Source organism: Pseudomonas luteola NBRC 103146, assembly GCF_002091675.1.
Classification (GTDB): Bacteria; Pseudomonadota; Gammaproteobacteria; order Pseudomonadales; family Pseudomonadaceae; genus Chryseomonas; species Chryseomonas luteola.
The window spans coordinates 1-12,521 of sequence record NZ_BDAE01000021.1 but is presented as its reverse complement, the minus strand read 5'-3'; the positions used below and the strand labels follow the sequence as shown (position 1 = coordinate 12,521).

The following is a 12,521-nucleotide window of genomic DNA, read 5'->3' as shown; positions in this document are numbered from 1 at the left end:
CTGAGCAGGGCCGCTCGATATGGAAGGGAAGCGTCGACTGGGAGGTTCGGAGGACGTGTTCATAACACCTTGGATAGAGTGGAAAGCCTAGAGCTTAACCGGGCGATAGACATTTGCCTAAAGCGAAACTATTACAATTTGCTATGGACCAGCAGGGTGAGAAAGGACGCGCCGAAGCGCGTCCTTCGGTATTACAGGAAGTTGAATGGCAATGTGGAAACGAGGCGGATCTCCTTGAAGCTGCCGTCTACCTGATTCTGGCTAGCCTTGTGACGGGTCAGCATCAGGCGGAACTTGCTGTCCTTGATTCGGCCGGACTGGACCTGGTATGTGCCGACCAGCCCGAGTTCGTGGTGGGTTTCCCCGTCCTGTTGTAGTACTTCGGCATAGTTAGCGTAATTGCCACTGCCGGGATTGTAATGCGTACCGTCGATGTCCCAGCCCTTAACGTACCAGATGCCCGTTGTCAGACCCGGAACACCGAAGTAGCTCCAGTCGGTCTCGTACCGGACCTGGGCGGACTTCTCGTTTGGCCCGTTATAGTCCGAAAACATCGAGTTGCCCAAGTAGATCGCAGCGGTCTCGTGGGCATAGTCGAAGTACTCGTTTGCTTCAATCTGCTGATACACGAACGTCAGGCTGTGAGCCTGATGGCTACCGGTAAGCGCCATGCTCCAGGCAGTATTGTTTATATTGCCAGCCTTCGCATCGCCTTGATCGAGGGTACGATAACCATTGAATGCAGCTTTCCAGCCAAACGTCTTGATATCACCGCCGGTCTTGCTCAATCCCAAGTAATACTGGTTCCAGACGTCTTCAAACTGTGCGCCGTAGAGGCTGATCTCGAACCCGTCCAGCGGCTTGTAGTTACCGCCCAGGTAACTCAAATGATCACCAATGACTTCACGTGTACCGTATTCGGTCGTGAATTTCTCATCGCCTGCACCGGTTCGCGGACTGGCACGGCGGAAGCTGCCGGCTTGAAGCGACAGGTTGTCCCATTCATCGCTGACGATCCCGAAACCGGTAAAACTGGAGGGCAGAGCGCGGTTGTCGTTATAGCTGACCACGGGTGTATCAATCAGAAAGCGACCGACCTTAAGCTCGGTATTGGACACACGCAAACGGACATCAGCCACCCCTAGCTTTGACCATTCATCGTGGCCATGACCGTCACTGTCTGCCAGCGTACGGTTGCCGCCACCACCGATTCGTCCCTTGCCTCGCTCCAGGTTGATGGCATTGAACCCAGCAACATCGATACCGAACCCCACGGTACCTTGCGTATAACCGGAGCTGTATTTGAGCGCTGTGCCCTGAACCCAGGTATTACGAGTATGAGTGAAGTGACGGGAGCCGTTCTTGGGATAGGTGAAACCGAAACGGTCCTGCCCGATCTCCCGAGCAGCAAAGTTCCGCGTGGTCAGCGTTAGCGTATCGTCTTCAAAAAATCCCTTGGCGCCTGCCTGGCCTTTGACCGGCTTCTGTACATTGGGAAGGCTTTGGACTTCATTGATGTAGCTGGGATCATCAGGGGCCGGAGACTGAGCCTGAGCTGCAAGCGAAAGTGCAAGTAGCGAAAGGGTAAAACCAGCGCGGTACAAAGTAGACATCTATTTTCCTTATGATTTTTATAGGAGTTCGAGTGAAACGCCCCATGGTGCTTTTCCTGCTGACAGGCAGAAGGAAAGTGTCCGCGGCGCGGCGCTATACGCTCTGCCAGGACGGTTAACGCAACGCTTACGTATTTGCTCTCCCTCAATCGAGACGTACTAGGCCCATGGCTTAGAAACCCGTCTCGCCGAGTCAATTTGAATAAAATGGGTTTCTGCTTCTATTGCGCTTTGCTCACTTCTCGAATGGCGTATCGAGACAGGGCCAAGGCAACCAAGCAGGCCGTTTAACGGCATGGAGATCCATGGAAACAGTTCCAGGATTTCATGCCCGTCGTAGGGCTCTATGCAGAAGCTGTACCCAAGGAAACATGACTGATTAGTCAGGTTTATGTTTGTCCGTTACACATATATTTATGGCGTAAATGCATAAAATCAGGGCAGTTTCGATATCATTAAGCCTGTATACATTTGGTAACAGTCGCTAAACCATTGTTACGCCTGAGAAAGATATTGGTAATGAAATGCGCACCGACTGTGCACAGGTGTGCTCTGTAATGGTGCATGGTTTTTCAAAAGGGTGCTTGGCTGCCGGTAGTTTGCTTCTGCTAGTTGCAGCCACACTGAGCATTCCCCTGATTATCTATCCAGCACAACGAGCCAAAACGCCGTATCATTGAGGGTGAGTTTCAACCGGATAGAATCCACATGCTGTCTGCTGTTAAACGCTACCTGGCAGGGGCGTTATCGAACTATTTTCCACGTACCACGGAATACCTGCAGAGCAATGGTGATGGCCCGCTGTCTCATCCCAAGCCAAGCAAGCAGGCGGGCTCGTTGCTGACCAATAAACTCAAGTCCATGGTCACCCGTAAGCCCACCCAGAAAGTCAACCCACGCAAAAAACCTGAAACCGGTGCAAAAGGTTCTCCAAAGCGTGGCAAGCCGGCTCCCACGGCTAAAAAAGCTCAAAGCAAGAGTGCGACTGCGACCAAGCGATCGACGAAGCCGAGCGGACGAGCCAAGAAGCCTCTGGAGTCTGAGCCCAAGGCCCATAGAGCTACCACGGAAGGACTCTATGGGCCTGCGTTACTGTCTATAACCGAGCAGCACGTTCAGGCGATGCATGAGCGCGTAGCCGAAGCCGTCAAAGCAGGAGTGATCCGGGCGCCGTCAGACGAGCAGTGGAGTATGATTGTCAGCCGCAGCCCGGCTACGCGCATCTTTGCAGGTGCAGGGTCGGGCAAGTCCACTACGCTGGTGCTGCGCGTAGTCTTCATGCTGTGCCATCTGGATATCAAGCCCGAACAGCTCACAGTCATATCGTTTACTAACGACTCCTGCGCGCAGCTGCGCGAGCAGCTTATCAAGGTATTGTCCTTCTGGAAGTTCTCTTTTTCAGCTGAGCAGGCGCGCAGCTGCGTACGGACCTTTCATTCGGCGATGGGTATGCTCGCCAAGGACGCATTAGGTGCGCCGGTATGGTTTGAGCAGCTGTCCGATCGCAAAGCATCGGCTACCGAGCTGGACAATCCATTGACAGGCGGCCGTCTTCATCCTGTGCAGTTGGACCTGCTCAAACAGGCCTACCAGCGTGCCTATTCAGACGTCCCGGCGTTCAAGAGGAAGGTCGACAAGCTTTTGAATATTGCTAACGAAAGCGATGAAAGCGAAGGAAACAGGCCCGCTCCACTCAAGCCGTTCAAGCTGGAGGGCGAGTTCGTAGCGGTTCCGCTTTTTGAGGCGTTCTACGTCCAGGCGGGCTTTATCGAAAGCCTGGGACTACGGATAGATCGTCTACAAAGCGATAGCGTGCAGTGTTCCGTTCGCGAGCAGATCTTTATCGAGGCCCTGGGGCTCTTCTGGAAAACGTTTGAAGCCTGTCTGAAAGAGAGGGGCCTGCTGACGTTCAACCGTGCGTTTCAGGAGCTTACCGATCGGCTCAATCGAAACGATCGGAGTATCCGTCCGGAAATGCTGATGCCCTTCAGTCATCTGCTGATCGATGAATTTCAGGACATCTCCCCACAGATCGTATTGTGGCTACAAGCCGTCCATGGATATCTGGCCCGTCAGAAGCGGGCAATCAGTCTTATGGCGATAGGGGATGACTGGCAATCCATTTATGGCTGGCGAGGAAGCTCTCCCGAACTCTTCATGAACTTCGACCGTCATTTTCCAAGCCAGGGGCGAAACAGAAAAAGTACCGTTCTGACGCTGGCTACCAACTACCGCTCCGTGGAACCCATTATTCGGGACGCTGAGAGAGTATTGGCTGGCGTAGTATTCAAGCAGGAAAAGACCTGCCAGGCCGCCAGGACTGTCAAGCGAGGTGATCATGGCGTGCAGGCGGTTACACGGTTCGATTTCAAGAGTCGCCTGCAGGAAGTGGTAAAGGAGATCGAGGCTCAGTGCGCCCACGCTGCAAGTCGAAACTCTTCGGAGCGGACTGCGGTGTTGGTGTTGAGCCGACGCAATGAGACGCTCAAGACTCTTCAAAGCCATCTCGACAAGGCGCTACCGGTTCGCTGCTATACCATTCACCGCGCGAAGGGATTACAGGCTGAAGTGGCCATTGTTGTCGATGATGGAGCCGGTACCTTACCGCATCCGCTGCGCAACGCATTGTATGCAGCGTCTGGTTTTTTTCAGAACACCTATGATCAGGCGATGGCCGATGAGTCATCAAGGCTCTCTTATGTCGCGATCACACGAGGAGTTAGTCGTGTACTCTGGTATACGACCAAATCGAGAGGGCCATGTTGATAGCGGCTAAGCCCTTGAAAAGGAATCTGTTTCTCCGATTATCGATTTGGCTGATGATGACTAGTGCTACAAAACATTTCTAGCCTGTTCCTGCGCTGCTTATGGTGAGCCTGTCTCTTCCTTGAAGAGCCCACCAGATAAAGAGGGTAGCGCCATGACTCATCAATTGTTTCGTAATCCAGCCAATGCCTTGCATATCCACACCAGTTTTGCCGAAAAAGCGGCTTTTCTGCTGGGTACGCAAAAACAGGTACAGCTTAAAAAGGCGACTGGCAACATTGATCCAGTCCGTTGAAACGGGTGCCATCCCTCGTGCTTGATGCGAGCTGTTGCGTAAGCACAAGGGATGACACATTAACCTGACAGCGATTAGCGCTTTTGATAAAGATCCAAAAAAGCAGTGGAGCCTTGTCTCAAATGTCTAGACAGGCGAACGGGGCCCGACTGCTCATGCTGGCGCTCCTGGGCCAACATTGTTCCGGCTTGTAGATCGCAGCCGTGAATCATGAGCTGGAGCAGGGAGTGGGCTGGCGACTGTTTGATAAGTATGTTCATGGGCAGGGACCATGTAAGGTTTCGTCCATAGTTACGCTCATGTAGAGCGTCTGGTACTGATTTACATCAAGACTTGTGCGTGCTGTATACATACCGCTCTTTTCATTTCAGCCTTATTTCACCGCCAGCGATCATGGCCTTGGTTACGTAGGTAACCGACGTGCTGTACTACAGACTGCCGTTTGAGCGGAGCGCGGTAGCCTGGACCATGTTAGTCACTTCCGTAGGCCCCACTTGAACGTACCTCCAAGCTAAGCACTCCTTTGCGTCATATGCGAAACCCGGCGACGTATGGATAATCGGCGCTGCCGATATCCATAACTGGGGCAGGCTGAGAAACACCTTCTACCTGGGTGACATCACGTGCCGTGACTTATGGTGTCCTGCAACACGCAGGTCTGCTTCATTTTCTTGATATGTATCAAGCCTTGGCTTTACAGGCGTATGACGATAGTGGCATCAGGTAGGGGAGAGCCCCAAGGAGCCGCGGCATGAATCGCTATCAACGCCTCCTTCTTGTGGTGGACAACAGCTGTCAGCGGACTGCTGCCTTTAAGCGTGCCCAGGCGCTGGCGCAAACCAGCCGAGCGGCATTTGACCTGGTCATGTTTGATTATGTCGAGGCGATTGCAGCCCATTTTTGCGGTGACCGACTATCTGCAGTCGTGATGAGGTGGGTGTGTTGGTAGTTGGTCGTATGGAGCACCATCCCTCGCCCTGGCTGGGAAGTTTTGCCGAGCCACTGCTGGCTGCGCCTCCATGCAGTATTCTGGCCCCTGGGCCGTTCTTCGGTCGATTCCTAGTTCACGCTGTAAGTATCTGTACTCGATTACACTTGGCTAACCGAGTGCAGATCCAAACGCTTACGAGCGGGTACTACTGGCTGCAAGGAAAAGGAGAAACTATTTCTGGCCCTTGATTTCCATACTGCCGTATTTGTTCTGCTGATAGATCGTGTAAGGCAATACCAACGTATCCAACACACCAGAAAGCGCCATATCTACCGCAATCAGTGGAACAGCATGTTTTTCCTGAGGTGGGGGATAGATAACGGGCGGAGCGTTGAGTGAGCAGAAATCGTACGCCACGCCGCTATAGACCCGGCTTATGGACTCGCAATAGGTTTTCTGCTGCCTGAGCTTGTAGCTAGTAGTCGCATCGTCTTGGAACACCGTATTGAGGGTTCCACACCCAGTCAGGCTCAGCGCCAGGACGCCAATGGCAATCGTGTCAAGCTTCATGCCTATCGTTCCTTCTATATCAACGTGGCTTGAGCCACTGATCAAGCCAGACAAAAGCGGCTTCCTGTTGCTCCTGCACAAACACATGGCCAAGTTCGGGCCACAGCTGTGTGGTGAGATTCAGCTCGGCCTGTTGAGAACGCCAGATGCGGTGCACCTTGGCGTAAGCCGCTTCGACCGATTCTGAAGGGAACAGCGTGTCCTTTCCACCGTTGAAAAGCAACAACGGACGGGGTGCAGCAATTCCGGCAACGTCTGGAATATCGAGCCGGGCCGGTATGCCTGGATGCAGCATGTAGTACGATGACTGGCCGCGTAATGTGTTATTCCCTGGCGTCATCAGGCCTCGGTAAGTCCCAAACCAGGAAATGGCAGCAGTTGCCGCAACCTTGTCTGAAAGGGCTGCTAACTGCCAGGCGCGAAAGGCCCCCATGGAGAACCCGACAAAGCCGATGCGACGTGCGTCGACTAGGGGGAGCGTTGCCAGAAAATCGACCGAGCGCATGTCTTCATAGGCCATTGTTCCGGCAAGGGAACGTCCCAGATTGAAGAAATTGCTGGCAAGCGCCTGTTGCTGTTCGTATGTCACCGGGCCGCGCTCACCCCAACCAAGGGCATCGACCGAAAGCACAACGTAGCCCCGCTTGGCCAGCTCATCGCCAGGAAAGCGGCCAGAGAAATATTTGTCGGCCCACTGCTGCGCGGAAGCAGATACTGTTTGATCACCCCATGGTTTGACCATCTTCTCTTTGCCAATATCAAAGCGCGCCCCATGGTCATGCAGCATTAGCACCGCGGGATGAGGGCCGGGCGTATCAGGCAAGAGAAGCAGAGCGTTGACACGACTTTCATCCGTCAGCGTGAACCTGATCTTCTGAGCGCTGTAGCCTGAACGCTGCTGCTGATCAATAACCTGAGCGTTGAAGGCACGCTTTGAATCTGGCGTTAGCAACGCCTCGCGCAGTAGCGTTTGGGCATGGGTACGCCATTTTGAAAAGTGCTTGTAATGACCTGACAGCCAGCTATCTGGATAGGTCATCTTCTGTTTGAGCAGCAGGTAATTGCCGGGAAGTGCGTCGGCCGTAATGGGAGCGGAAGCTGACTGGGCCTGGGCATTTGCCGTTGCGGCAAGGCTGATCCCGCAAAGCACGAGAGATTTCAGAATATTCAAGGTGCGACTCCGGCTGTTGTTGTTATTGAGGCGAGAGTATAGACAGCAGTATGACAACTTAAAAATGGATGGGCCATCTGGCAATCCGGATCTCAGCTGTTCAGGCCGATATCCAATAGGATGAGGCAGGCCGTTACGTTTGCTATCGAGGTGGAATTCTTTCGATAGGGGGCAGGTCTCACACGCATCTCACCTTGACACGGGAACCATAATCCTTGCAGACCCTCCGTCTCACACCCACGGTGGCCACGTTCCCTGTATCATTCCACTCCATTTCCAGTGGACTGGATAGCGGTTTACGCTATGGCCGGTACGCTCTTGGACTTACAGCCCTATTGATGCTGGCAGGATGTGGAACACATTCTCCGCAGCAGGTATCTGCGCCCAGCCCAACTGAAGTACAAGCCAGGATTGTCAGGCTCATGCCTGGTAGTGTGTCTGAGCGCCAGGGCTGGGCCAGGGATATTTATACGGCATTCGATGCGCAAAAAATTCCTCCAACGACCGAAAACATCTGTTCCGTATTGGCGGTGACTGAGCAGGAGTCCACGTTTCAGGCAAACCCTCGAGTGCCAGGCATGGGCTCGATTGCGAAAAAGGAAATCGATCGCCGCGCCGGCAAGTTGCATATACCGGCCTTTCTGGTCCGTACCGCATTAAGCCTACGGTCACCCAACGGCAAAACCTATAACGAGCGACTTGCTGCGGCGCATACCGAAAAAGAGCTGAGCGATATCTTTGATGACTTCATTGGCATGGTTCCGCTGGGCAAGACACTCTTTGGCAGCTTCAACCCTGTTGAAACTGGCGGGCCGATGCAGGTCAGCGTAGCGTTCGCTGAGCGCCAATCCAGAGGTTATCCCTATACGATTGACGGATCGATCCGTAACGAGGTCTTTACCCGACGCGGCGGTGTCTATTTCGGGACGGCACACCTGCTTGGCTATCCGGTCAGCTACACCCAACAGATCTACCGATTTGCCGATTACAATGCCGGTTGGTATTCGAGCCGTAATGCTGCGTTTCAGCGGGCAGTGAGCAGTCTGACAGGCGTTTCTCTTGCGCTGGACGGCGATCTGATCCGCTATGGCTCACTGGAGCCGAGTGCAACCGAACTGGCCGTCCGTAAGCTGGGCAAACGACTGGACATGAGTGAACTGGCCATACGACGTGCGCTTGAAAAAGGAGAAACACTCGATTTCGAGGAATCCAAATTGTACACCCGCGTTTTCGAGTTGGCTGAGAAGAAAGCGGGTAAATCGCTACCTCGGGCCATATTGCCAGGCATTACGCTCGAAAGCCCCAAGATTACCCGCAAACTAACCACCGCCTGGTTTGCCAAGCGTGTCGAGGAGCGCTACCAGCGCTGTCTGGCGCGTGCGAAGTAACGTGCAGCACGCCTTGGTTTACCGAGGCGTGCTGTCGTAGCGCAGTTGGGCCTGATCGATCGCCTCCATATTCGCCTCTGCCCACAACCGAAGTGGCTTGAGCGTCTCGGCGAGGGTAACGCCCAGCTCGGTGATACGGTATTCCACGGTGACCGGAACGGTGGGAAATGCTGTACGCAAGACCAGACCGTCCCGCTCGAGCGTTTTCAACGTCTGCGATAACATCTTCTGGGAAAGCCCGCCGATTCGGCGCAATAGCTCATTGAACCGTAGGGGGCTTTCCAGCAGAAGATCGAGTATCAGCACCGTCCACTTATCTGCAATTCGATCCAGTATCCGTCGGGTTGGACAGTCAGCGCTAAATGTGTCGGGTGCCAGAGCCGCTTGATTCATTGGCAGTCACCTCAAAGTAACCAAGTGAGAAAAAAGTGCGTTCTTGTCGGAACGTACCGCGTCAATTAACGTGGTTTCCGAAAGTTACTAACTAACGGAAGGGGACTATACATGAAGGTTGCATTAATTGGCGCGTCAGGAAATGCCGGCTCGTGCATTCAGGATGAGTTGGTGAAGCGAGGGCATCAAGTGACTGCAATTGCCAGAAATGCCTCTCGTATAAAAAAGGCAGCAGGCGTACTACCGGTAGCGGTCGATGCGAATAACGAAGCTGAATTGACGGGGGTCCTAAAGGGTCATGACGCCGTTATCAGTGCCGTCATGTTTACCAGCAGCAACCCGGAAATTCTTATCTCAGCGGTAAAAAAGGCTGGGATCAGACGTTATCTGGTAGTGGGTGGCGCGGGAAGCCTTGAGGTGGCACCCGGAGTCAGAGTAATCTATACGCCTGATTTCCCAGCGGAATACAAGCCAGAGGCTTCGGCGGGTGCGCTCTTTCTCGAGCGGTTACAAAGGGAGCCAGCGCTTGACTGGACATTTCTTTCGCCCTCGGCCGAATTCGTACATGGGCCACGCACTGGGGCGTTTCGACTGGGTGAAGACAGCCTGCTGGTAGATCAGAAGGGACGGAGCCACATTTCATTCGAAGATTATGCAATCGCCATGGTTGACGAATTGGAGCAAGGCAGGCATCTCCGCAACCGGTTTACCGTTGGGTACTAAAACGAGGACAGAATCGTTACCGTTCGCTTGCTCGTAAGCGGTTGCGCTTATAGATCCCGTGCAACGGCAGAACTTTTGCGACGGAGCTCATGGATGGCATCTTCAATGATGGTGTTCATGAGTTCCTGATTCGCGGCATGACGATTAAGCAGGCTCCGCTCAACCTTGGCAGGTGTTCGCGGGTCGATGAGCGTAATGACAAATACATCGCCGCGACTCTCAAGTGTGTACTTGACGGGCGGATCGAGCGAGGCAAGGCGGTATTTCAAGGCGTTCACTGTCATAAAACCATTCTGTCGATGTTTTCACTTCGACAGGTACAGCACCGCCGATGTTCCTGCCATTCGGCTCGAAAGGCGATGCTAGAGCGCTTGCTTGCTAGCGATTTACTGGCATGGTGAGGGTGAATACCGTCCCGCTGTCTCGGTTGGAATCTACCTTCATATGGCCACCATGGGAGCGGGCGATTTCATTGACGATGTACAGCCCGATACCCAGCCCCTGTTGCAGGTTGGTTTGAAGCGTCGTTCGGCTGGCTCGCCAATACGGTTGGAACAGGCCGGACAGGATGTTTTCAGAAAGAGGCTCGCCATCGTTGTGAACGGATAGCGTCAGTAAACCATTCTCCACCTCTGCACGGATCAGAATAGGGCTTTGCGGATTGCCGTGCTGAATGGCGTTGGCTGTCAGGTTCGACAGAAGCTGCACCAGGCGGTCGCAATCGCAATAAACCGTCCCCAATGTATTTACCGCACTTTCAATGCAGCGATCAGGGTAGGTTGCCTGTGGCTCATTGACGACCTGCCGAAGGTGCAGTTCCAGGTTGCCGCGCTCCTCCTTGGCTAGCGGGATGCCGTTACCCAGCTGTCCTCTAGAGAAATCAAAGATGTCTTCCACCATTCGTAGGGCTCGCTGGGCAGAAGAGTGGATCAGTTCGACCAGCGAGCGCTCCTGATCCTCGCGCGGTGTTTTCAGCAGCCGCTGTGCACCCGCACAAATGGAGAACAGTGGATTGCGTAGATCATGGCCAACCAAGGCAAGAAAATGCTCTCGGGATTTGGCCGTCAGCTTTTCATCAAGCAGCTTGCTTTCGGTTTCGATAAGGTTTTCCTGGGTTTCTATTTCCAGCGAAAGCAGATGAGTAAACGAACTCATCATTGCCAAAGTTTTCGTCTCGTCCAGATTCGCGGGCTCTGGATCCAATGCGCACAACGTACCGAAGAAACTGCCATCGCGTCGGAAGATGGGAACCGAGATATAACTTTCAAAACCGTACTGCTTGGGGGTTGGGTGGCTGCAGTAGCGCGTATCTGCACTGGCGTGATTGATTAGGATCGAGTCCTGGCTTGCATGGACTTCGCGGCACAGTGTTGTGGTGACATCCAGAGGATCGCCTACCTTGAGCCCAAAGCCGATCAGGTCCAATACGGCACAGGTTGTCCAGGAATCTTCAGTTACCCGTGCAATTGCGACAAAACTAAGAAGGGTGCTTTCAGATATGACCTTGAGAATAACGCCAACAGCACTGATTCTAGCGATGATGGAAAGATCATTCTCGAGTGTACGCATCATGAGTTATACCTTGAAGCGAGGCGTACTTCACGGCTGCCCCTGACGATAGATCAGGGTAGTGAACGCGCTTATCGTATCGTTGACAACCTTTGGACGTATACAGTTTACACAGGTGAGACTCCTGGCCAGGGAGACGACTTTCAAAGTCGCTTGCCATTGCCGTCTTTTACCCTCGGATGGCTCAAGAGCCGCCTGCATGACACATCCCTGGCTTAGGCGTGCCCGGAGGCTTACACAGTGGGACGCTGTTGAGCGTGAAGCGCTACCGTATTAGCAGGATAGTGTTCTATAACGACCGTACCTGTAGCAGGATGGCTGCTGGCTGGAAATGGAAAAAGCGCACGCCCATACAGGTCACGGCAGCAAGCAATGCCTCTCTAACGACATAACCTCGGGCATAGAGAGGCCTCCAGAACACAGCCGTGTTCAGATTTCACCTTCCCAATAGTCCAAGTTGGCCTCGGTCCTCTGTAGAGCGCGAAACGCCTTGATTCCCTTGGCACTGGCAGTCGCAAGGTACTTACCCGAATCTGGATACTCTACGACTTCGGGCGACTCTTTCGTGCTGATTGACAGGTATTTCAACTCAGCGTGAGACGTATTGATGATCTGATGTGGATAGTCAGGGCCGGCAGGAATAAAAAGCACATCGCCGGCCTGTATCGGCACATACTCGCCTGCCACCCGCAGCGTACCCGTGCCTTCCAGAATGAGAAATGCCTCTTCCTGAGCATGGTGAAAGTGATAGGGACATGAGCGCTTGCCTGGCGGAACGATATCCAGCGAAAAACCAAGCTTTTGTGCAGCCGTTCCCTCAGAAAGGCTGCCGCTCTGACTTTCAAACAAAGGGCCGTAGGTTTCATGCGTCAGCGACGCATTGTTCAGGTTGCGAATAAGTGTTTGAGCCAGCACGGCTGCCTTGCTGGCGGGAATTGTTGTCATGGCTGCGAGATCCGTGGGGCGTCTGGTTATGCAGCATAGACAATCATAGAGCGATGACGGATTCCATTTTTGCTCCCTTGTGCAAGCGATACCATGAAGTGCGATCGCTAACCGCGTCAGCGATCAATGGTGCCGATCGTCTAGGAAGCAGTAATGT

General features: G+C 53.6%; 12 protein-coding genes. 5 read left to right on the top strand and 7 right to left on the bottom strand.

Going from position 1 to position 12,521, the window contains the following annotated elements; all coding sequences use genetic code 11:
* Window positions 1-191: 191 nt before the first annotated feature.
* Complete coding sequence (locus tag PLU01S_RS19340; protein WP_074829366.1) at window positions 192-1,613, bottom strand: OprD family outer membrane porin; 1,422 nt, start codon at window positions 1,611-1,613, stop codon at window positions 192-194.
* Between the two features lie 708 nt (window positions 1,614-2,321).
* Between PLU01S_RS19340 and PLU01S_RS19335 the strand changes: the two genes are divergently transcribed.
* From PLU01S_RS19335 to PLU01S_RS19325, 3 genes are all read left to right on the top strand, one after another.
* Window positions 2,322-4,379, top strand: a complete 2,058-nt coding sequence (locus tag PLU01S_RS19335) for a UvrD-helicase domain-containing protein (protein ID WP_074829370.1) — start codon at window positions 2,322-2,324, stop codon at window positions 4,377-4,379.
* Between the two features lie 154 nt (window positions 4,380-4,533).
* Window positions 4,534-4,674 carry a hypothetical protein gene (locus PLU01S_RS25800; RefSeq protein ID WP_019364986.1) on the top strand — a complete coding sequence of 47 codons (141 nt, stop codon included), beginning with the start codon at window positions 4,534-4,536 and terminating at the stop codon, window positions 4,672-4,674.
* Between the two features lie 751 nt (window positions 4,675-5,425).
* Window positions 5,426-5,623 (top strand): hypothetical protein, encoded by a 198-nt coding sequence (locus PLU01S_RS19325; RefSeq protein ID WP_074829377.1) that lies wholly within the window; start codon window positions 5,426-5,428, stop codon window positions 5,621-5,623.
* A 213-nt stretch (window positions 5,624-5,836) separates the two neighbouring features.
* On the opposite strand, the gene PLU01S_RS19320 is transcribed toward PLU01S_RS19325, so the two are convergent.
* Window positions 5,837-6,175 carry a YceK/YidQ family lipoprotein gene (locus PLU01S_RS19320; protein WP_010798598.1) on the bottom strand — a complete coding sequence of 113 codons (339 nt, stop codon included), beginning with the start codon at window positions 6,173-6,175 and terminating at the stop codon, window positions 5,837-5,839.
* 19 nt (window positions 6,176-6,194) lie between these two features.
* Window positions 6,195-7,346 (bottom strand): dienelactone hydrolase family protein, encoded by a 1,152-nt coding sequence (locus PLU01S_RS19315; RefSeq protein WP_074829385.1) that lies wholly within the window; start codon window positions 7,344-7,346, stop codon window positions 6,195-6,197.
* A 338-nt stretch (window positions 7,347-7,684) separates the two neighbouring features.
* Between PLU01S_RS19315 and PLU01S_RS19310 the strand changes: the two genes are divergently transcribed.
* Complete coding sequence (locus tag PLU01S_RS19310) at window positions 7,685-8,734, top strand: DUF1615 domain-containing protein (RefSeq protein WP_074829387.1); 1,050 nt, start codon at window positions 7,685-7,687, stop codon at window positions 8,732-8,734.
* Between the two features lie 18 nt (window positions 8,735-8,752).
* Here the strand turns inward: PLU01S_RS19310 and PLU01S_RS19305 are convergent, their stop codons facing one another.
* Entirely contained in the window at window positions 8,753-9,127 is a 375-nt protein-coding gene (locus PLU01S_RS19305; protein ID WP_010798595.1) for a winged helix-turn-helix transcriptional regulator, read from the bottom strand.
* A 111-nt stretch (window positions 9,128-9,238) separates the two neighbouring features.
* Here PLU01S_RS19305 and PLU01S_RS19300 point away from each other — a divergent pair, with 111 nt between their 5' ends.
* Window positions 9,239-9,850, top strand: a complete 612-nt coding sequence (locus tag PLU01S_RS19300) for an NAD(P)-dependent oxidoreductase (RefSeq protein WP_074829389.1) — start codon at window positions 9,239-9,241, stop codon at window positions 9,848-9,850.
* Window positions 9,851-9,897: 47 nt separating this feature from the next.
* Here PLU01S_RS19300 and PLU01S_RS19295 read toward each other — a convergent pair whose 3' ends face one another.
* The 3 genes from PLU01S_RS19295 to PLU01S_RS19285 all read right to left on the bottom strand — a co-directional run bounded on the left by PLU01S_RS19295 (window position 9,898) and on the right by PLU01S_RS19285 (window position 12,364).
* On the bottom strand, window positions 9,898-10,134 hold the full coding sequence (locus PLU01S_RS19295) for a hypothetical protein (protein ID WP_010798593.1): 237 nt from the start codon (window positions 10,132-10,134) through the stop codon (window positions 9,898-9,900).
* A gap of 94 nt (window positions 10,135-10,228) precedes the next feature.
* Entirely contained in the window at window positions 10,229-11,422 is a 1,194-nt protein-coding gene (locus PLU01S_RS19290) for a GAF domain-containing sensor histidine kinase (RefSeq protein ID WP_074829391.1), read from the bottom strand.
* Window positions 11,423-11,848: 426 nt separating this feature from the next.
* The gene (locus PLU01S_RS19285; protein ID WP_074829394.1) at window positions 11,849-12,364 is read right to left on the bottom strand and encodes a cupin domain-containing protein; all 516 of its coding nucleotides are present in this window, start codon (window positions 12,362-12,364) and stop codon (window positions 11,849-11,851) included.
* Window positions 12,365-12,521: the final 157 nt, after the last annotated feature.

What these genes read in the sequence shown, in the direction of transcription:
- PLU01S_RS19340 (WP_074829366.1), bottom strand. Translation starts at nt 1,613, where the DNA reads ATGTCTACTTTGTACCGCGCTGGTTTTACCCTTTCGCTACTTGCACTT.
- PLU01S_RS19335 (WP_074829370.1), top strand. Translation starts at nt 2,322, where the DNA reads ATGCTGTCTGCTGTTAAACGCTACCTGGCAGGGGCGTTATCGAACTAT.
- PLU01S_RS25800 (WP_019364986.1), top strand. Translation starts at nt 4,534, where the DNA reads ATGACTCATCAATTGTTTCGTAATCCAGCCAATGCCTTGCATATCCAC.
- PLU01S_RS19325 (WP_074829377.1), top strand. Translation starts at nt 5,426, where the DNA reads ATGAATCGCTATCAACGCCTCCTTCTTGTGGTGGACAACAGCTGTCAG.
- PLU01S_RS19320 (WP_010798598.1), bottom strand. Translation starts at nt 6,175, where the DNA reads ATGAAGCTTGACACGATTGCCATTGGCGTCCTGGCGCTGAGCCTGACT.
- PLU01S_RS19310 (WP_074829387.1), top strand. Translation starts at nt 7,685, where the DNA reads ATGCTGGCAGGATGTGGAACACATTCTCCGCAGCAGGTATCTGCGCCC.
- PLU01S_RS19305 (WP_010798595.1), bottom strand. Translation starts at nt 9,127, where the DNA reads ATGAATCAAGCGGCTCTGGCACCCGACACATTTAGCGCTGACTGTCCA.
- PLU01S_RS19300 (WP_074829389.1), top strand. Translation starts at nt 9,239, where the DNA reads ATGAAGGTTGCATTAATTGGCGCGTCAGGAAATGCCGGCTCGTGCATT.
- PLU01S_RS19295 (WP_010798593.1), bottom strand. Translation starts at nt 10,134, where the DNA reads ATGACAGTGAACGCCTTGAAATACCGCCTTGCCTCGCTCGATCCGCCC.
- PLU01S_RS19290 (WP_074829391.1), bottom strand. Translation starts at nt 11,422, where the DNA reads ATGATGCGTACACTCGAGAATGATCTTTCCATCATCGCTAGAATCAGT.
- PLU01S_RS19285 (WP_074829394.1), bottom strand. Translation starts at nt 12,364, where the DNA reads ATGACAACAATTCCCGCCAGCAAGGCAGCCGTGCTGGCTCAAACACTT.